Origin of the sequence: Methylomusa anaerophila (assembly GCF_003966895.1) — a bacterium.
Classification (GTDB): Bacteria; Bacillota; Negativicutes; order Sporomusales; family Sporomusaceae; genus Methylomusa; species Methylomusa anaerophila.
This window is the reverse complement of sequence record NZ_AP018449.1, coordinates 4,328,550-4,349,420: the sequence shown is the minus strand read 5'-3', so window position 1 is coordinate 4,349,420 and position 20,871 is coordinate 4,328,550. Positions and strand designations below refer to the sequence as shown.

Annotated in this window: 18 protein-coding genes; 15 read left to right on the top strand and 3 right to left on the bottom strand. The window is 45.9% G+C overall.

Annotated elements, in window-relative coordinates; translation table 11 throughout:
- Nucleotides 1–354 precede the first annotated feature (354 nt).
- Nucleotides 355–2,598, top strand: a complete 2,244-nt coding sequence (locus tag MAMMFC1_RS19955; RefSeq protein WP_232035571.1) for a hypothetical protein — start codon at nt 355–357, stop codon at nt 2,596–2,598.
- A 419-nt stretch (nt 2,599–3,017) separates the two neighbouring features.
- Nucleotides 3,018–7,229 carry a carboxypeptidase regulatory-like domain-containing protein gene (locus MAMMFC1_RS19950; protein ID WP_126310175.1) on the top strand — a complete coding sequence of 1,404 codons (4,212 nt, stop codon included), beginning with the start codon at nt 3,018–3,020 and terminating at the stop codon, nt 7,227–7,229.
- A 331-nt stretch (nt 7,230–7,560) separates the two neighbouring features.
- Here MAMMFC1_RS19950 and MAMMFC1_RS19945 read toward each other — a convergent pair whose 3' ends face one another.
- From MAMMFC1_RS19945 to MAMMFC1_RS19935, 3 genes are read right to left on the bottom strand one after another with little or no spacing between them, the layout of a single operon-like run.
- Complete coding sequence (locus tag MAMMFC1_RS19945; RefSeq protein ID WP_126310174.1) at nt 7,561–8,340, bottom strand: ABC transporter ATP-binding protein; 780 nt, start codon at nt 8,338–8,340, stop codon at nt 7,561–7,563.
- Between the two features lie 15 nt (nt 8,341–8,355).
- On the bottom strand, nt 8,356–9,102 hold the full coding sequence (locus MAMMFC1_RS19940; protein ID WP_232035570.1) for an ABC transporter permease: 747 nt from the start codon (nt 9,100–9,102) through the stop codon (nt 8,356–8,358).
- 27 nt (nt 9,103–9,129) lie between these two features.
- Nucleotides 9,130–10,203, bottom strand: a complete 1,074-nt coding sequence (locus MAMMFC1_RS19935) for an ABC transporter substrate-binding protein (RefSeq protein ID WP_126310172.1) — start codon at nt 10,201–10,203, stop codon at nt 9,130–9,132.
- Nucleotides 10,204–10,348: 145 nt separating this feature from the next.
- On the opposite strand from MAMMFC1_RS19935, the gene MAMMFC1_RS19930 reads away from it, so the two are divergent.
- The 13 genes from MAMMFC1_RS19930 to pilM all read left to right on the top strand — a co-directional run bounded on the left by MAMMFC1_RS19930 (nt 10,349) and on the right by pilM (nt 20,681).
- Complete coding sequence (locus MAMMFC1_RS19930) at nt 10,349–11,020, top strand: hypothetical protein (RefSeq protein ID WP_126310171.1); 672 nt, start codon at nt 10,349–10,351, stop codon at nt 11,018–11,020.
- 95 nt (nt 11,021–11,115) lie between these two features.
- Nucleotides 11,116–11,982 carry a shikimate dehydrogenase gene (locus MAMMFC1_RS19925; protein WP_126310170.1) on the top strand — a complete coding sequence of 289 codons (867 nt, stop codon included), beginning with the start codon at nt 11,116–11,118 and terminating at the stop codon, nt 11,980–11,982.
- A gap of 191 nt (nt 11,983–12,173) precedes the next feature.
- On the top strand, nt 12,174–13,697 hold the full coding sequence (locus MAMMFC1_RS19920) for a GspE/PulE family protein (RefSeq protein ID WP_126310169.1): 1,524 nt from the start codon (nt 12,174–12,176) through the stop codon (nt 13,695–13,697).
- A 24-nt stretch (nt 13,698–13,721) separates the two neighbouring features.
- On the top strand, nt 13,722–14,780 hold the full coding sequence (locus tag MAMMFC1_RS19915) for a type IV pilus twitching motility protein PilT (RefSeq protein ID WP_126310817.1): 1,059 nt from the start codon (nt 13,722–13,724) through the stop codon (nt 14,778–14,780).
- A 16-nt stretch (nt 14,781–14,796) separates the two neighbouring features.
- A complete protein-coding gene (locus MAMMFC1_RS19910) occupies nt 14,797–16,020 on the top strand; it encodes a type II secretion system F family protein (protein WP_126310168.1) in 1,224 nt (407 codons plus the stop codon).
- Nucleotides 16,021–16,036: 16 nt separating this feature from the next.
- Entirely contained in the window at nt 16,037–16,444 is a 408-nt protein-coding gene (locus tag MAMMFC1_RS19905; RefSeq protein ID WP_197723853.1) for a type II secretion system protein, read from the top strand.
- 114 nt (nt 16,445–16,558) lie between these two features.
- Nucleotides 16,559–17,323, top strand: coding sequence for a prepilin peptidase (locus MAMMFC1_RS19900; protein WP_126310167.1), 765 nt, complete (start codon nt 16,559–16,561; stop codon nt 17,321–17,323).
- 10 nt (nt 17,324–17,333) lie between these two features.
- Nucleotides 17,334–17,792, top strand: a complete 459-nt coding sequence (locus MAMMFC1_RS19895; protein ID WP_126310166.1) for a type II secretion system protein — start codon at nt 17,334–17,336, stop codon at nt 17,790–17,792.
- 40 nt (nt 17,793–17,832) lie between these two features.
- On the top strand, nt 17,833–18,180 hold the full coding sequence (locus MAMMFC1_RS19890; protein WP_145987662.1) for a hypothetical protein: 348 nt from the start codon (nt 17,833–17,835) through the stop codon (nt 18,178–18,180).
- A gap of 22 nt (nt 18,181–18,202) precedes the next feature.
- Nucleotides 18,203–18,733 (top strand): PilW family protein, encoded by a 531-nt coding sequence (locus tag MAMMFC1_RS19885; protein ID WP_126310164.1) that lies wholly within the window; start codon nt 18,203–18,205, stop codon nt 18,731–18,733.
- Between the two features lie 35 nt (nt 18,734–18,768).
- Nucleotides 18,769–19,227, top strand: a complete 459-nt coding sequence (locus MAMMFC1_RS19880) for a hypothetical protein (protein ID WP_126310163.1) — start codon at nt 18,769–18,771, stop codon at nt 19,225–19,227.
- A gap of 69 nt (nt 19,228–19,296) precedes the next feature.
- Nucleotides 19,297–19,590, top strand: coding sequence for a late competence development ComFB family protein (locus MAMMFC1_RS19875; RefSeq protein WP_126310162.1), 294 nt, complete (start codon nt 19,297–19,299; stop codon nt 19,588–19,590).
- Nucleotides 19,587–20,681, top strand: coding sequence for a type IV pilus assembly protein PilM (gene pilM, locus MAMMFC1_RS19870; protein ID WP_126310161.1), 1,095 nt, complete (start codon nt 19,587–19,589; stop codon nt 20,679–20,681). The genes MAMMFC1_RS19875 and pilM overlap by 4 nt, the downstream gene beginning before the upstream one ends.
- Nucleotides 20,682–20,871 lie beyond the last annotated feature (190 nt).

Genomic DNA, 20,871 nt, shown 5'->3' with positions numbered 1-20,871 from the left:
GACATAGTTGCACTAAACAGTAATCAAAAACTAATTCATATATGGTGGGACGACAGAAATAACTTGAGGTCCGGCTGCTGCGCTTACCGTTTTGTACCATTACGGGAATACAAGTTGGGACGAACTGAAAATTGCCAAAGTAATGGGAACAAAATCGGCGGTTGTTATGGATACAAAGGGAATGGTAGTCTTTTGCGCCCAAATGTCCTTTTACTAGCGTTTCGATACCCTTAAATATGAAAGGAGAAATGTCAGAGATGAATAATTCGATTTCAGACACAGTTGAGGTTGCGCCTAACCGCAAAAAAAACAGGTGACAGATTTAATAATCCCTATCCAGATTCTTTCGGATACTTGCGGATCGGTACCCCTGTCAATGTCGATATTGGCAGACCCAACGTGTATGCATCCGCTTTAGATATGGAGATGCTCGAAGCAGCAGGTCTGCTTCTCGTTGATTCAAATAAGACAAGTGAAAAGAATATTCAGGGCGGTGGTTTTGATCAGAAAGCCCAAGCTGCTTGGGGTACAAGTGGAGCAGTGTCGGGCGGCTACCAAGGTAGCTTTCTAGATATCACAGCGGAATTTCATTGGGCTGTTCAGGAAAATATTTCTAATGGTTCTGCGGCCCAATACATATTGGCCTGGTCGAAGCAGAAGGCCGGGATTACGCTTGTAGGTAATCCTAATCAAACACAAATTTATCAATGCGGAACAAATGGGTTTCGTGAAGCCATTGACGCGATTATCAGCGCTGTCAGCGAAGCTACCATCGACCCTGGCAAAGTATTGAGGGCAGTTAACGAGTTTTACCGTGTGTATGGCACTGGCTTTATTTCCAAGCTGGAGCTTGGGGCGATCGGCGTGTTCGAGGGTTCGGCTCAATATTCATCTAGTTCGGTCGAGGACCGGCTTGATTTAGGCGGAAGCTTGTCAGTAAGCGGATTTAAAGGCGGAGCAAATGCAGCGGTGGAATTTGCTAAAAAGAATATTGCACAAAATGCTACTGGGAATTTTGAAGCGCACTCGTTTGGAGTACCAGTAGGCTCGGCTTCCGAGCAGTGGGCTGACGGATATATGAATGCATTTGCCGGGACACAACTGCAAAAGCTGGCAGATTTGAATGCATGGAGTGCGGCTTTCAATATGAATATTCCCGCCCCTACTCCGCCGAATTTGAAGCCGAAACCGCCTAATCCCGAACCTATTCCAACAATACCTGCAGGCAGGGTGGAAGATATTGAAGGAGCAATTCGGAAGATGCAGCTTGATGTATTTGCAGACGATTATAAGAGAAATAATGGTCACGATCCTTCACCTAATGACTATTCTAACTATCTTGATGAGCTTCGGGGAGTTTCGTTAGCAACTATGAACCAAATTAATTTAGGTATTCTTCCTCCAGTAAATGCAAAAGTGAATTCTAGAGGCAGTCGAGTGCATCCCGGATATTTTCAGCCTCCCGCAGGCATAAGCGGTCAAATCGACTTCGGCGGATACGCAGTGACAGGCTTTGATTATAAACCGTGGAGTGAAGTTCTTCCCTTCTTGAAAAGCATTGAGGAAGCAATTACAGGCAGTCAGGTTTGTTTAGGACTTGCGCTTGTGTGGCTTTCAATTAGGAGAACGATGGGGCAATATCTGAAGTACTGCTCACGCTATGAGGTGCTTGTTCCGGAAGGAACTGATATCGCTGCGAATGCCTACGTGCTGTCTATCCAGAAAATGTCGGAACAAATCGTTACCGAACTCAGAGACCCGCAGTCTGACTGGTGGGATCCGTCATTGGTATTGCAGAAGCTTGAATCAGAATTTCAAGACATTCTGGTGCGTAATGGCTTCGACTTCTTTCCGTATTACGAATTAATTAAGAACAACTACGAATGGTTGAAGCGCGTGCCGTTCGGTGCAGTGCCCGTCGTTCCCTACGGTAACGCTTTGTATTACCAGCCGTATGGACCTAAACTTCAAGAAAAAATTGAAACTGCTCCCCAATCGCCGTCCATTGGTCAGCTTGTTGTATCTAAAGATGCGTTAAGGTTTTATCCCATTATTTCAAAGGACAAAAACGGAGACCCTTTTTTTGCATGGATGGGAACATATCGACGGGATGGTAGTGAAGTAATAACTGCCGGGACTTTAACCTATTTTCCCGGGGAAAGGTATGGGTACGAACGTTTTAAAACATATGTATCGCTTGGGATGGCTTATTCGTATTGGGACGGCGAATGGGAAATTACAGCAAATATAATAAAAGATTGGAGTGACCGAGTTCATATTGTGCCGAAGGAGCCATATAACGAACCTAGTTGGGAGCTTCAAAACACAAAATCAGGCAAGCCCCCTGATTGTTTAGTTGTTTATGCGCCTGGCGATGATCCTACACGGCAAATGTGCTTATCAGGCGTAAACCTGGATATATCATTCGATAGGAAGGTTGAACAGGAACACTCGCCAATTTGGTTAGTTCCTATTGACTATGATGTCATGCGTCCATTCGCGGAAACGAAATTTGAGCACGGCGGCATGCCCATGTGGTTTGAGCCGATGACCGAGCAGCTACTGGATAAATTACACAACCTGGGCGAAAAGCTTTGAGCAGTGTAGCCTTTTGTTGAATAACGAAATACTTATGTACGCTGCCATGCGATAAAATATAGTCTTTTAGTCCGGCCCGAATATATCTTCACCAATGGGATATGTGGCATGGAGGACTCTTTTAGAAAAAGTATAGGAAAACTATACTTTTTTTTATGGGAAACTATACTTTCGTCTAGTGTGATTCCTCACATATTTTGTTAAATTGTATAATTGTATAAAAGAAGATTTGGGGGCTCCGCAATATCAGAGAAGGGATGAAAGCATGAATCGGATTATGATTCGCTTGTGGTAGTTGCTGACAGAGCGCCTTGGAACGTATCAGTGGAAGAACTGGCGTGGGTAATTTTGCAGTATGCGGACATGAAACGGATAGATTTTAATTTTCTAAAAAGCATTTTTGCAAGGAGGAATTCCCTTTGCTTCAAGGAAGAAAAGCACGAAAAATACTAGCCAATCTGTTGATAGGGCTAATGCTGCTGACCAATCCGGTGGTTATTCCGGCGGTACAAGCCGTGAATGCTGCGGAACAAACAGCGGCAAAAGAGCGGCAAACGGCAACGGCACAGGGCTCTCCAACTCAGTCCGTTACGGATACCGTGTATACAGTGGACAAATCAGCAAATCGGCAACCTGCTGTTCAATTAGCCACCGGCTTTGCAGACGGCGACGGTCAGCTTAGTAATCAGCCGACAACCAAGGATAAAGCCTTTCGTTTTGGCAACAGCCTGTTATCCTACTATCTCAATCAAGGAAAGAACCATGGGCCGCGATGGCTGAAAACCACATCCCTGAACTTCTTCGTCAGCGAAGACTTTAAACCGGTCTATTCCTTCGAAACCATCCAGCCGTTCGGCGAGGTAGACGGTCGCGCTTCCCTTTGGTTCTGGCAAGGCCGTTATGCGCACGGTGGTGACGCTTCCACCGCCAACATTGGTCTGGGCTGGCGCAAACTTTCCGCCGATAAACACAGCATGGTCGGCTACAATCTGTTTTACGACTATGGTTTTCAATACAACCTCGCCCGGGTCGGTCTTGGCGGCGAATACTTCAACAAACAGGCCGAATACCGGTTCAATGTGTATCATCCCGTATCCGGCGACAGGCAAACCAATGTAAGTTATCGCGATACCGGGACCTTGTATTCTTACATCCGGGCCGTAGACGGACTTGATTTGGAAATGGGCACATCCTTGCCCCATGCCCAGTGGATGAAATGGTATCTCAAAGGCTACTTCTACGACAACAAACACAACGACGACGAGTTGGGTTATCAATTGCGTACAACCATGCAAATATCACCCCGGTTCCGGCTCGAACTGGGTTATCGTTATTCCAATTTGAGCCACGAGCCTTACGCAACCTTCAAATACCAACTGGCCGATATACTTTCGCCATCCGTCAAGGATGATAAAAAGACCGGCGACAATAGCGACCTTAGCTACAAGCTGCTGCAGCCGGTAGAACGGGATAACGACATCAAAACCGAAACCTATACCCGTTTTGTCGCCTATACGGGAAGTATTCAAGTTACGGTGAACAACAGTCTTAATTCCACGCCCATAGTTGGCGCAACCGTGCAGGCCTATCAAAACGGGGTGGCGGCAGGCCCTGCAGTTGCAACTGATATCAGTGGTAAAGCCCTTATTAACGGTCTGACAGTCGGAAACTACACCGTCCAGGTAATCTATAGCACCATCAGCGCCACAACGAACGTTACCGTCGTCAAAGATCAAACCACGGCAGCGGCAGTGAATCTGGCCGTGCGGGGCGGCAGCACCAGAATCACAGTCCTCGACGGACAGTCACAGCCTGTCAGTGGAGCCAGTGTCACGGCGACCTTGAGCGGTACTACCGTGGCGCAGGCGGAAAAAAGCTGGTTCGATCGGGTATTGGGAGTTCAAACTGCTTATGCCGCTACAGCACTCTTCAATGTTACAGTGAATGCGGATGCTAATGGGACAGCCGAGTTTACGAATTTACCGTCGGGAACCTATGTATTTACTGTCAGTCACAACGGGCACACGATTATGAGCCAAGGAGTTGAGATAGCTACAAGCGGCTCCAACAATATCACAGTGATACTACCGACAAGCGGCGGCAATATTCAGGCTGTTGTCAAAGATAGCAGCGGCACGGCAATCAGTGGCGCTACCGTTCATGTACTTTCCGGTACGACCGCAGTGGCAACCTGCACAACCGACAGCAATGGGGTAGCTGTTATTGGCGGTATAGCAGCCGGGAGTTATACGATATCGGCTGCGAAAACGGGATATACAAGTTATGAGTTGCCCAATGTGAATGTAATAGAAGGTCAAACAGCCAGCGCTATAGTGACATTGACCCGACAAACCGGCAATGCGCAAATCACAGTCACCTTTAGCGACGGAGCGACCAATGTAACGCCGAGCTTCTATGTAGACGGTTCAACGACGCCCTATGCCAATGTCTCCATGACGACAACGCCGACCAGTACAAGCCCGGGCGTGTACACCCTGACCGGTCTGACGGCAAACATAGCGCATAGTATCACCTGCAGCGCCGCCAATTACTCCAGTACGACGGCAACTACTCCCTTGACGGTGACGCCGACCAGTACAACCCCGGCTACGGGTACAGTTACCCTGACCCGACAAACCGGCAATGCGCAAATCACAGTCACCTTTAGCGACGGAGCGACCAATGTAACGCCGAGCTTCTATGTAGACGGCTCGACGACGCCCTACGCCAATGTCACCGTATCGACAACGCCGACCAACACGAACCCGGGCGTGTACACCCTGACCGGTCTGACGGCAAATGCAGCGCATAGTATCACGTGCAGCGCCGCGAATTACTCCAGTACGACGGCAACCACCCCCTTAACGTTGACGCCGACCGGCACAACCCCGGCAACCGGTGCGGTTACCCTGACCCGACAAACCGGCAATGCGCAAATCACGGTTACCTTTAGCGACGGAGCGACCAATGTAACGCCGAGCTTCTATGTAGACGGCTCGACGACGCCCTATGCCAATGTCACCGTATCGACAACGCCGACCAGTACAAGCCCGGGCGTGTACACCCTGACCGGTCTGACGGCAAACGCAGCGCATAGTATCACGTGCAGCGCCGCGAATTACTCCAGTACGACGGCAACTACCCCCTTGACGTTGACGCCGACCAGTACAACACCAGCTACGGGTGCGGTTACCTTGACCAGGCAAACAGGCAATGCACAAATCACGGTCACCTTTAGTGATGGGGCGACTAATGTAACGCCGAGCTTCTATGTAGATGGTTCGACGATGCCATACGCCAATGTCACCGTATCGACAACGCCGACCAGTACAAGCCCGGGCGTGTACACCCTGACCGGTCTGACGGCAAACGCAGCGCATAGTATCACGTGCAGCGCCGCGAATTACTCCAGTACGACGGCAACCACCCCTTTAACGTTGACGCCGACCGGCACAACCCCGGCAACCGGTGCGGTTACCCTGACCCGACAAACCGGCAATGCGCAAATCACAGTCACCTTTAGCGACGGAGCGACCAATGTAACGCCGAGCTTCTATGTAGACGGTTCAACGACGCCCTATGCCAATGTCGCCATGACGACAGCGCCGACCAGTACAAGCCCGGGCGTGTACACCCTGACCGGTCTGACGGCAAACATAGCGCATAGTATCACCTGCAGCGCCGCCAATTACTCCAGCACGACGGCAACTACACCCTTGACGTTGACGCCGACCGGCACAACCCCGGCAACCGGTGCGGTTACCCTGATCAGACAAACCGGCAATGCGCAAATCACGGTCACCTTTAGTGACGGAGCGACCAATGTAACGCCGAGCTTCTATGTAGACGGCTCGACGACGCCCTATGCCAATGTCACCGTATCGACAACGCCGACCAGTACAAGCCCAGGCGTGTACACCCTGACTGGCCTGGCGGCAAACGTAGCGCATAGTATCACCTGCAGCGCCGCCAATTATGACAGCAGTGCAGCATTATCGGTAACGCCAAGCGGAACGGAAACAGTAAACGCGGGCAGCGTAACGCTGACCAGACAAACGGGAGGTGTTAAAATCACGGCGGTGAGCCAAGCAGACGGAGCGACTTTGCCAGCACTGCAAATGAAGTTGGCTAATACCACAAACAGTAGCTTGACCGTCACGAAGACTACCGACGCTTCTGGTACTGCAACGTTTGATGACTTGTTTTCTGGTCAGTACGAAGTTACATTGTACGATACCCAGGGTACGGCCGTTAATAGTAGTACCTTGGCTGTAGTATCCGGCAATGTCCAGACTAACGTTGGTTGTTCATTCCCAATTGTCAAAATAAAAACAATAACGATACACAACTCGGGTCCGGGCACTACTTTCGCAGTAACTATAGCAAATGTTCAGGCAGCAACAAGCATGGCAGTCGGTAACTTTACTACCGACAGCATTGCCTGTACAGCTAATATTTACGTATACTACTCTAGCATGCCTCAATACACCGTATTGATAGGGGATGGACGTACATATGCGTCGCCAGTGCCGGCAGAGACTACCCGCGCTTCCGGTGAAAACCCAAGCGGTACATTTGAAATAAGCAGTAATGCTTCGGAGCACATACTAAATATTAAAATGTATTGGTAAAGTAGGCACTGTTGAAAAAGGAAACCAAAGTACAGGTAAGGAGTTTCTTTAGGAAAATCTGAATAAAACATGGTAGCCTTCGACTTTAGCTAAGTCAAAACCGAAGGTTAATCGACAGTCTGAAGATGTACAAGAAAAGAACCGCAACATGCGGTTCTTTTTTAACAAACTCCTGTAATGGTCGAAGAAAAAAGACCCGAGCTAATTCTTCGGCAGCCACTTTGTCTGTTTTTACTTTGCGAATCAAAGAAGATTTGATAGAATGAGAAACAAGGAGCCACCCGTTTTACGGGTGGTTGTGACTCTTGACTCTATCTTGCAACAATGAACTTTACTTATTTCCCAGTACTTCTTCCTGCAGTGTCAGCCAAATCTTCTGGTATAGCTCATTATACCGTCCTGAGGTACGGATGGTAGAGATATCACGTGGCCGGGGCAAGTCGATGTCAATAATGGTTTTTACCGTGCCGGGATGAGCGGTCATAATCATGATTCTGTCACTTAGGCACAAAGCTTCGTCAATGCTGTGGGTGATAAAAACGGTTGTCTTTTTCGACATGTCCCATATTTTCAGCAGTTCCTGCTGCAGTATGATGCGGTTCTGTTCATCTAAGGAGCCAAAGGGTTCATCCATTAAAAGAATCTCCGGATTATTGGCAAAGGCCCGGGCTACACTCACCCGCTGCTTCATTCCGCCGGACAACTGGTGCGGGTAAGCAGCAGCGAAATTAGTCAAGCCAATCATTTTAATGTAGTGGGTAGCAATGGTATTTCGCTCTTTTTTTGGTACTCCCCGCAAACGAAGACCGTAGGCAACATTATCAATTACAGTCATCCAGGGGAAAACTGATTGTTCCTGAAACACCATTGAATTTACCGGCCTGTCTTTGGACGTCACGTTGATTTCAATGCCGCCGCCGGAGGCGGTTTCAAGCCCGGCCAATATGCGAAGCAGAGTGGTTTTGCCACAGCCGCTCGGACCAACAATGGAAAAAAATTCGCCGCTGCCAATTTCAAGATTTATATTATGCAGGGCTGTTACGGAGCTATGTTGGCTGCGAAATACTTTACCGACTTCTTTTAAAACAATGCTATGTTCTCTAGCCATCATCAATTTCTCCTCCCTTTAATTGGACTGTTTCCACGGCAATACAGCCTGCTCCAGCCAGTCAAGAATAAGGGAGAAGATATAACCAAGCACCGACAAGGTGATAAGTGCGACAAACATTCGTTCAATATCAAACATATCGTAAGCCCGCCAAATCATCCAGCCGACACCGGCTTTGGCGGCCGATAATTCAGCGGCAACGATTAATATTAATGCCATGCCCATACCTAATTTAAGCCCGGCGAAGATCATCGGCAAAGCTCCCGGCAGGGCTACTGTCAGATAGAAGTCTTTCCGGCTGGCGCCGAAGTTTTTCGCCACTTCCAGATAAATCTTGTCAATGTTGAGCACACCGGCCATGGTGTTAATGACAACTAGGTAAAATACCCCAATTGCCAAGGTGAAAATTTTGGATGTTTCTCCCAGCCCAAATATGAGGAGAATTAATGGCATGATGGCTAGTTTGGGTATCGGATATGTAGCGGCAATTGTCGGTTCAATTGCCGAGCGCACCCACGGCGATAACCCCATTGACATGCCAAGCAGGATACCGGGAATGGCTCCGGCCAGAAATCCCCAGATTACACGTTGCACACTGACAGCTGTGTTGTATAGCAGTTCACCGGACAGAAGCAACGGCAAGAAAGAGTGTAATATCAGGGTAGGACTTGATAGCAGCCTGGTGTCGACTAAGCCGGTGCGGGCGCCTGCTTCCCAAATGAGCAGCAGCGTTACCGGCGATAGCACCGAGACTAAAGTTCGCATAAGCATCAACTCCCTAATCTAACTGCCTTATTGATATTTACCCAACGCTTCGTTGGCGAAGTCGACGTATTTATGATCGTAGGTATCTTCCAATTTAATGTCCGATTTTAATAAACCGTTTTCTTTGTACCACGTCAAGTCGGCGGCCAGGCCGTTAATTCTCAGGTATCCATCCGGGTTCAGTCCGGTAGGATACATTTTTTCGTAAAGAGCCGGGTCTTTAATCACTGAATACTTACAAAGTATTTCAATGATCTCCGACTTTCCCTTGTTTTTAAAGAAAGCGTCATTGTAGTCGCGGAGCGATTTGACGTAAGCGGTCATAAATCTGTTGGCTACGTCCTCATTTTTAGTCATACTGGTACCGTAGACCAGCAGGGCGATTTGGGCATCCGGGTCGTATTCGGCAGGATCTTTCCAAGGGTCCAGTACCCCTTTAGCCATGCCTTGCGTTACAAAAGGTTCAATGACCATTGCTGCATCGATACTCTTATTGCCCAGAGCAACCAGCATGTCGGGAAAAGCGCGGATAACTTGCATATCAACGTCTTTGGCCGTAAGGCCGCCTTTATTGAGGATACGTACGGCACAGATTTCATCAAGGGATGCGGCGCCGACTATCGCAATTTTTCTGCCGCGAAGATCGGAATAATCTTTAACAGTGTCAACTAAGTCTTTCCTAATTACCAGGCGATAGTAACCTTGGCCCGGGACGTTGACTCCTTTATCAGCTACAATTTTAACGGGAATATCCCGGGACATGGCATTCAAGAGACCTGATGCCGTTACAGTAGCCCCCACATCCAACTGGCCGGCGGCCAACTGATTGATCATTTCCTGACCGGAATTAAATTGGACAGGTTCAATTTTAATACCCAGATTCTGGTAATATCCTTTGGCCATACCGATGAGAATGCCAGCGTCGGATACCACTTGTTTCATACCGACTTTTACTACCGTTTCCTGCCGCAGCGGACTTAACAACGGCGCCCACCCCAGGCCGGCGGCAGGGGATTTTTGAATTGGCGGGGTTTGCGCGCAGACTGCAATCAGTATGACAATTGCGAGTAGCACGGCCAGCACTCCGAGGAGTTTTCTCATGTTTTCCCCTCCTTAAGATCAATTGCTTTAGAATTACTTCATAATATTCATACTCCTTGGTTCCGGTCACAACTTTGCAGGTTTTTTCAGATGCATAAAGAATATGGATAAAAATTAATACTTTGCTGAAGAGGTAACCAGCCACATGGAAAAAATAATAGACCAAGTCAAACAGTGGGAATTTTTGCGCCAACTGCCTGAATCCATTCATGGATTTGTATTAATAACCGATTGTATGGCCTGCGAAACTCAGTACCGGATCTTTACATATCAAAATTCTGAGCGTTGCCGCAGTTTTTCCGTACTATATGATAAGGCTACCAAGGAATATATGGTGCGAATCATTGTTGGGTTGACGGAGTTTTGTGATATCACTTTTATAACGAGTAGCTTGGAAGGGCTGGAAAAGCTATTGCGCGAGCGAATGGAAAAAACCATTAGCGGTCTCAACGAATCCGACCCGAATTTTATATGTACCCAATTTAGGCAAAAGAAGATTATTGAGTGGCCCTATATTGAGAAATTGCCCAAATTGCTGGCTGGGTTTGAGCTGTATATACACCCTAAGGCACCAGTGAAAGTAATTAACGGCTCTTATATCATAATTGACTACTGCGACTTTTTGGCGCAAAGCAATCTAATGGTTTACTATAATATTTTCCGGGATGAGTTTTTTGGTGAATTTCGCATTCGTAAAACTCCTCTGATGACAACTGCTTTTGACGCTAAGAGTCTGAACGAGCTGGAAATGAGGCTGGAATCTAATCTTGTTGCTTCCCTGGAGTCATTGAGAAATAGACTATATGGAACGCATTAAAGAATTGAGAATATTCCGGATGTGTCAATTTTTTAATGCGACATATATAAAAAGTCAGTTAAATATTAGCCGTAATGGCAGTTGGGTGAGTGAATATGGAATTATGGGAGATTACAGGAGAAACAAGGAAAGTAGGATTGTTGGGATGGCCATTGGGTCATTCTGTGTCGCCACATATACAAAATGCCGCATTTCGCGCGGCTAATATTGACTATATTTATCTGCCCCTGCCTGTTGAACCTGACGTTTTGCCGCAGGCCGTCGCAGGATTAAAAGCCTTGGGTTTTGTTGGTGTTAATGTTACCATTCCTCACAAGGTAGCGATTATGAAATATTTGGATGCCCTTGATGAGAGTGCAGAAATGGTTGGGGCAGTCAATACCATTGTTATCTGTGACGGCAACTCTGTCGGATATAATACAGATGCCGAAGGATTTATTAATTCATTGTATGCCAATGGTGTGAAAGTCGCGGGTCAAAACGCTGCTATCTTGGGGGCAGGCGGCGCGGCGCGGGCTGTCGTGGCAGGTTTGCTTCAACATGGCGCTGCCACAGTTATTATCGGAGCGCGAGACCGGCAAAAGGCCGAGGAACTGGCTCAAAGGTTTGATCCAAGTAAAGTACGGGGCGTTGAGTGGAACGATGCCTGCTGGAATGCATCATTACATGAAGCCGATATTTTGATCAACAGTACGCCAACAGGCATGTTTCCCAATGTGGAGGTTATGCCGCCGGTATGCTGGGAATGTATTCCCCCGGCTACAGTTGTCTATGATGTAGTTTATAATCCTTTAATTACCCGGTTTATGACGGAAGCCGGCAGACATGGCATGAAGACGGTTGGCGGCGCAGGAATGCTTGTTGAACAAGGAGCAATAGCTTTTCATCTCTGGACCGGAATCAGCCCGCTAAAAGACGTGATGTATCAGGCGGTAGAAGAAAAATTAAATAAAAATAAGTAAAAAAAGTGTAAAATTCTGCTAATTTCGCAGGGATTTTGGAATTTAATGCGAATATAACTACACCAAAAGTTAGATTGTATTTACTGCCGGAGGTGTAATGACCAACAACTGATCACCATGCAAAAATATAATTATTTTGCGGCAGTGGCGGTTGTTTTTTATTAATATCAGGATACCTATTTAGAAAAGGAATGTTAGCTGTGCTTGAACATCAACCCGGATTTTCCCAAATCGACTTATCCAGTTTTAACATTGTTAAGGAAACTATAACGCTGGTACCGATTTCCATTGCTGAACGTTATCGGGTGATGCCAATTAAAAAAGAGGGTAGGACACTAACCTTGGCAATAGCTGATCCAACCAACTTTTTTGCTCTTGACGCTGTTAGACTGGTTTCTGGATGTGAGATAATTCCGGTTATTGCGACAGAAAAGGATATCAGGAAAGCAATTAACCAATTTTATGGCGTAAAAGATTTAGTCGAAAAAGCAGTTAACAAGCTCAAAAGTGAGGATATCGCCGGACTGGCGGAAACTCCCGTGGTAGATGATACTCCAATTGTAAATATCGTAAACTCTGTTATCAGTAGAGCTATAAAAGAGAGAGCCAGTGATATTCATATTGAACCGATGGATAAACAGCTTAGGGTAAGGTACCGTATTGACGGTGTGTTGCGGGAAGTGGCGTATTTCCCGCGTCAAATCCATGCCGCCCTTGTATCCCGGATCAAGATTATGAGCGAATTGGATATTGCCGAGAAACGTTTACCTCAGGATGGGCGTGTCGTAATATTGGAGGCTGAAAGGGAAATTGATCTTAGGGTCTCCACTTTACCAACAATTACCGGCGAAAAAATCGTTATTCGCATCCTTGACCCGGAAACGGTAATTCTAAATGTGACTGGGTTGGGATTCTCATCAGTTAACTTAACAAAGTACCGGGAGCTTTATTCTAAGCCGTACGGGATGATACTTGTTACCGGCCCGACAGGATCAGGAAAAACGACTACATTATATTCCACTTTATTAGAAATAAATACGCCGGCGAAAAATGTCATTACAGTGGAAGATCCGGTTGAATACCGGCTTGATGGCGTAAACCAGGTGCAGGTAAACCCTAAAGCCGGACTTACTTTTGCCAGTGGGCTCAGGTCAATTTTACGACAGGACCCCAATATTGTAATGGTAGGTGAAATAAGGGACACGGAAACAGCCGATATTGCCATCCGGGCGGCGTTAACCGGACACTTGGTTTTGAGCACATTACACACTAATGACGCTCCCAGTGCCATAACCAGACTGGTTGACATGGGAATAGAGCCGTTTCTGATCGCATCTTCAGTACTGGGGGTAATTGCCCAACGGTTGGTGAGAATGATCTGCCCGAATTGTAAACAACCTTATACGCCGAATTTATCCTTACCGGAAAATAAACTATTAGGTTCTCGCATCGATGATATAACTTATTTGTATAGCGGGGAAGGATGCCTCCTTTGTGGACAAACAGGATACAGAGGGAGAATGTCCATTCATGAGATAATGCCAGTTACTCCAGCCATCCGTGCGGCCATCAATAAACGCTCCTCCAGTGATATTGTCAGAGACATAGCTGTTAAGGAAGGGATGCTGACCATGTACGAGGATGGTATTAACAAAGTCTGTGAAGGGTGGACTACTGTCGCGGAAATTATGAGGCAAGCTTATTCGGAAGCATAATGGGGGAATAAGACGGATATGGATATGAATTCTTTGTTAAAACAGGCGGTATTACTACAGGCTTCCGATATCCACTTTACGGTAGGCATCCCGCCTATTGCCAGGCTTAAAGGCAGCTTGACGCCAATAGAGCATCCGGTACTTACCGGTGAAGACATGGAAGCACTATTTTCCCAGATAGCCGATACGGATCAGCAATCCCGATTTCACCAACTGGGTGAGTTGGATTTTTCTTATGCGTTATCAGGCATAAGCCGCTTTAGAGTAAATGCCTTTAAACAAAGAGGAACTATAGCGATAGCCGTTCGGGTAGTGGCTGAGAGGATACCTGCTTTAAAGGAACTGGGATACCCTGAGATTCTCAGGACTTTTACCCGTAAATCTCGTGGACTGGTCTTGGTTACCGGACCGACAGGGTGCGGCAAATCTACTACCTTGGCTGCCATGCTTGATCTTATAAATAATGAACGGTCCTGCCATATTATTACCTTGGAAGATCCAATCGAATATTTGCATCACCATAAGAAGAGCATAGTTAACCAGAGAGAAATAAACACTGACACTATTTCCTTTGCCAGTGCCCTGCGGGCAGTGCTGCGGGAAGACCCTGACGTGATTATGATCGGGGAGATGCGTGATGTTGAAACCATTGGCATTGCTTTAACCGCTGCCGAAACCGGGCATCTGGTATTTGCAACTCTACACACCGGCGATGCTGTGCAAACTGTTGACCGGATTGTGGATGTTTTTCCGCCGCACCAACACCGGCAAGTACGTATTCAGTTGTCTTTAACTTTACAGGGAGTTATCGCCCAGCAGTTAATTCCACGTTGCGATAATTACGATAGGGTGGCAGCCCTGGAAGTCCTGGTGGCAACTCCGGCAGTGCGTAATCTGATCCGGGAAGGCAAGACGCATCAATTGGCGTCTGTTATTCAAACCGGGGCAAAAATGGGGATGCAGGCTATGGATATGTCACTCAAAAATCTTTATCACCGTGGAATTATCACCTATGATGAGGCGCTGTCAAGGGCTGTGGATCAAGAAGGATTTATCCGGACAATCAATGATAAAGACTGTTAGGGGGTGAGTTAAACGGTTGGGCAAAACATTTGCATATAGGGCCAGGGATTCTAAGGGCCAAGCCCTGAAAGGAAGTGTTGTTGCAGAAAATGAGGCTGCCGTCGCCGCTTATATTCGTGAGCTTGGTTGTTATGTAACTAAAATCGAAGAAAAGAAAGATCATGCTTTGCTTGTTAATATCATAAGCGGTTTTCAGTGGGTAGGCACAAAAGATTTGGCAGTGTTTTGCCGGCAAATGTCAGTGATGATTGATGCAGGGCTTCCTTTAACTTCATGTCTAAATATCTTAATCGAGCAGACGAATAATTCAAGGCTGAGACAGGCTATAAGGGATATTTATCGCAGCGTCCAGGCTGGAGACAGCTTATCCAAGGCTATGCAAGCTCAGGGCAATGTATTTCCCAAAATCGTGATTAATATGACGGAAGCTGGTGAAACGGGTGGGGTTCTTGATGATGTTATGGCAAGATTGGCCACTCATTTTGAAAAAGAAAATAAGTTAAATGAGCGATTAAAATCAGCCATGGTCTATCCCACCGTACTTATGGCAATGGCGATGGTCTCTTTATTGTTCATGTTAACTTTTGTTATACCAACATTTACAATCCTATACAAAATTGTCAATGTTGATTTACCTTTGCCCACCCGTTTTTTACTCAGTGCAAGCGATATTATGCTTAACTATGGAATGCTGATTTTGCTGGTACTGTTAGCTGTTGGTACCAGTATTGGTTTGGCACTAAAAAAAGAACGATATCGTCTAGTATTGGATCTAGTCGTTTTTCAGATACCTGTTTTTGGTATTTTGTGGCGCAAAGCGGCAATTGCCAGGTTTAGCCGTACTTTATCCACTCTTGTCCGCGGTGGCATACCAATCGTGACTGCTTTGGAAGTAGTGATGAAGACGAGCGGAAATCTAAGTATAGTACAGGCCCTCACAAAAGTTCAAAAAGATCTTCGCGAAGGGGTTGGGATTGCTTCTTCTTTACAGAAAAGCTCAGTTTTTCCGCCTATGGTGGTACAAATGGTGGCTGTTGGTGAGGAAACGGGTGAACTTGACGCAATGCTGGAGAAGCTGGCGGATTTTTTTGAAAGTGATGTTGACGATATGGTGACCCGGTTTAGCAGTTTGCTGGAACCTGTACTTATCGGGACAGTCGGAATTGTTATCGGACTTATTGTTGTTTCCGTAATACTGCCCATATTTGATGTAATAACAAACTTGAATCTGCATGTTTAATTAAGGCGGTGAAAACTTGTTTTTAAAGCTTAAAGCAGATGAAATCAAAATCAAAATCAAAAGCCAAAAAGGATTTACATTAATAGAATTAATCATTGTCGTGTCGATTATCGGGATATTAGTGACAATCGCGATACCTAAATTATCTGTTGCCGCAGATGCGGCTAAAGTTGCCAAAATTCAGGCGGATTTGCGCGTCATTGGCGGGGCTTTGGAGATTTACCGGGCAGATACCGGCTCTTATCCTGCCGGCAACAGTTTAAGTAACTTAGCGAACCTAGTAAACGGCAAGGGCCCGTGGTTAGCAGCCGTACCTTCACCTGAGCCGGGCCAAAACTATCAATACTCCAGCGGGGTTGCTTCTTATAATTTTAAAGGCGTGACTTATTATTCCGATGGAAGGAACCCGTCCACGACGCCCTAGTACCTGGCAAAGTAAGCTGGCCTTTGCCGATGCGGCAATGTTATGGGTTTCATACTTTCATTCCGGTTGCTGAAATATTTGGAATGAGAAAAATTTTGGGGAAGAAGGGTTGTCTTGTTTGAAACATTTGTTTTCGCAATTGGCCTCATTGGGCTCATTGGTCTCTTTGTAGGCAGCTTTCTTAATGTTTGTATTTACCGTCTCCCTCAAGCCAAATCGGTTATCCGGCCGCCTTCCCGGTGTCCGGTATGCGGCCAAAATATTAAAGTCCTGGATTTGGTTCCCGTGCTAAGCTGGCTTTTGTTAAGAGGGCGCTGCCGCTATTGCAATACTTCGATTTCTCGAAGATATATATTTATTGAATTATTGACGGCAAGTTTGTTTTTGTTTATTTCCTTGGTAATAGGCCCACAGCTTCAATTAATCATGGTGTTGCTTTTTGCAAGTTATTTAATAGTAATTTCCGTAATCGACTATGATCATCATCTAATATTAAATAAGGTTCTGCTGTGGTTTGCTGCAACGGGTATATTCGTTAATAATGTATTCGGGAATTTGGGTTTTAATGATTCAGTAGCGGCCGTTTTAACCGGTGGCGGCTTGATGCTGCTGATTGCCGCAGTAACCCATGGCGATATGGGAGGAGGCGATGTGAAATTTATTGCCGCTTTAGGAGTTTGGCTGGATTCAAGTTTGATTCTGCTAACACTATTTTTATCTTTTCTTTTAGGAGGTAGTGCCGGCGGCCTATTGATGATATTCAGGATAAAATCCCGTAAAGACTTTATCCCCTTTGGACCATTTATTGCCATCGGGGCGCTTGTAAGCATGTTGTACGGACATTCTATTATAAGATGGTATCTGGAACTGCGGTTTTGAGGTGATAAGGATGCGGAAAGGCGGTACCCTTATTGAAATAGTGATTGTTATTGCAATACTGAGTGTTTTAGCGGGCATTCTGGTACCCAAAATAGCCAACTCGGTTGCCTTGCAAGAATTAGATATTGCCGCGCAGGAGTTGGCGGCGGATATTCGCTTGGTGCAACAGTTTAGCATTAATGCCGGTTACGGTTCCGGCGCGTTACGGTATACTATTTATTTTATGCCTGACAGTAATCCGTATTACTGGATTCATGACGGACAAAAGATGATAAAGCAAATTTATCTACCCAAGTCGGTATGCTGGTCTAATGTACCAAGCACAATTCGATTTGGCATTAAAGGTATACCAGAGGCAGGAGCAGCGCAGACAATCCAGTTACGCAGCACTACGGGCAAATCCCTTTACATTATGCTTGCTCCATTTACAGGCCGGGTGAGGATAACTGATGTTCAAACCAGTACATAGGAGTAATAAGGACGGATATTGGCAGTATGGCTACCTGTTGATGGATACGTTATTGGCAACAATCATTCTATCAATAGCACTAACCGCAATTGCCGGAATGTTTATTCAGTCTATTGATCTTAATGTTAGTGCGTCAGATTATACTGTGGCGGCAAATATAGCTAGAGAGAGAATTGAAGATTTAAAGGCAAACTGGGATGGAAGCGCGAGTTTTCCTTCAGAGTCTGTCAATTTGAATGGAAAAGCTTATCAGAGAAATACCAGGATTAATCTGCGGAGTGATCTTGATAGCAGTAATAGGCTGTACGAATTGGCAGTAACCGTAGATTGGAATAACCATGGACAACATCAGGAAATTACATTGACGACATACTTATTACCTTTATAGTTTGTCATGCTGTTAAGGGGGGATTATTATCAATCAGGCTGATAATCAAGCTGATAATCAAGGTGGGTTTACTTTGGTAGAATTGCTTGTTTGGATGATGGTTACCGGCATAATTCTAGCTGGTGTTGCAAACTTGTTAACTGCTTCATTACGCATATGGCATACCGGTAAAGTGAGAAACGAGATGCAGCAAACCGCCAGGATTGCGGTTGATGTAATAGTCCGGGAAGCACAATATTGCAAAAGTATAAGTGTTAATGCTGACGGCAGCATTTTGACCCTAGTCAATGCCGATAACCAGAATATGATTTTCAAGATCAATCCGGTTACTAACGCACTGGGAGAATCAATAAACGGCGGTCCTTTGGAGCCGTTCGCCGGTGATGGAACAGACCGTCAGGAAGGTAAAATCATTGTTACTGTAAACGCCGATAATACACCGATGTTTTTGCTTGAAGGATCCCGGACGCTGAAAATAACTATTACTCTAAAAAATAGAATGTCGGCAATTAGTGAAACAGTTCGGACGCAAGTGGTTTGCATGAATCTATGATAAAACATAAATCTGACAGGTGATAGGTGGTTGCGGTGAATATATCTCGCTTGGTCAACATACAAAGCGGATCAGCCGCTTTATTGGCCGTCATTACTATGGCTCTTCTACTGACAATCGGAGCAGGTTTTTTCACTATTACCCGTACTGAATTTACAGCAGCCGTCAATTATGGTGACGGCATAACAGCTCAATACGCGGCTGAAGCAGGAGCAAACAGGGCTATTATTTCTTTAGCTCAAAACCAGACCAACTGGACATGGCTGAAAACTGATATTGCCGTGTCCGGAGCCTCAGCGGCTGTATATAACATTGAAATTAATTCTACCGGAGTGGAACCGGAGTTGACATATGGGAGTTCGCCAGTAGCAGGAGGGACCTATCAAATTATAGCTAAAGGGAAATACCACAACACCCTGCGAATTGTCAATGTTATGGTAAAAGTAGGCGCCGCGGGGATGAACACCGAGGCCTACAACTGGAACTGGAAATAGAGGAGATCGAAGGTTGTACAGGATTTTTGCGGGAGAGGTCGAATAATAGCTAAATATTTTATTCGGAGCATGAAAGGAGCTGAGAGAATTATGAAGCTAAAAAACTATATGGAAGACTTAGTCTGGCAATATTTTGATGAAGTTGCTTCGAGACATAAAAATATTTGTACTTGTGAAAATTGCCGTTTGGATATCGTTGCCTTAGCTCTGAATTTCCTGCCGCCTCGTTATATAGTTACTAGCAAAGGCGAAACTTATACGAAAGTAAATGCTCTTGAGCAACAGTTCCGCATCGATATTATTACGGCTTTATCTCATGCGATACAAATTGTTTCGAATAAGCCGCACCATGAACCTCAATGAATCTCGATAGTCTACAGGGAATAATCCGCAGAATCAGACACTGGATAATCCCCCCGCCGGCGTCTATAGTCGGTATTGATATCGGGTCAGGTTTCATTAAGGCGGCGGAGGTATCTTTTACTGAGCCTGAGCCGGTTCTTAAAGCCGCCGGTATTGCTAAGCTGCCTGATGAAACCATTGGGGCGGGACATCGCCGGCAACAAAGGCTACTTTCCGATTCAATAAAACAATTGCTTTTAAGTAGCGGCATAGCGGCCAGGGAGGCAGTCGTTGCGGCAAGCGGGCGCTCTATATTTGTCCGGGAAGTTGCTCTGCCGATGATGAGCAAGGAGGAATTAAAAGAAGCAATTAAATGGGATATGGAGAAGTATGTCCCTTATGAAACGGGAAGTTATTATTATGATTATGTACTTCTTGGCCCGGGGAACGACGCAATTGAAATAAATGTACTGATAGTAGCGGCGCCGCGGGAAATAGTTGATAATCTTGTTCCAATCTTAAAGGATGCAGGTTGCCGGATTCTTGCCGTCGACATAGAACCTCTTGCCGTTGTACGAACACTTCCCCAATTAAACCACTCCCTGGTTATAGATATTGGTGACAGAGTTTCCCAGCTTACCATTTTTGATAGGGCTGTTCCGGTTATTTCAAGAAGCATTCCTCTTGGTGGACAAAATTTTACAAATCCTATTGGCCAGGCATTATATCCAGATCCAGGGGCTGCTGAAAACCAATACATCCGCTCGGAATTATCCCAAACAACGGAATATATGCCAGGTCGAAATCCCATGGAAAAAGGTATGAGACTGATAGCCGAAGAATTAGTTCGCGAAGCGCGACGCACATACGAATATTACCGGACTCACATTCGGGAAACCAATCGCGAAGAGATATATTTAACCGGGGGCGGAGCAAGATTGTCTCAATTCTATGATACTATTGCAGAATATGTTGGTGATACCCAGGTAACAGTTCACGATCCTCTCAAAAGTATTAAGGTATCTTCTTGTCTTGATGAGAAATATATTCAAAGTGTTGCATCACAGTTAACAGTAGCCATTGGGCTGGCTTTGCGTGGCTGTTATGATTAAGATTAATCTGCTTCCGCCTTCCGAACGTTTAGTGCGATGGCCGTGGCGCCGTTTATTGCTGATTATTATCGGCATATTATTCGTTTTTTTCTCATCACTATACAGTCATAATCTGTATAGTATATGGATTTGGAGTAATCAGTTGAAAGCTACCCGGCAACAATACTCGCTGCTTCGGCCCACTCAGGAC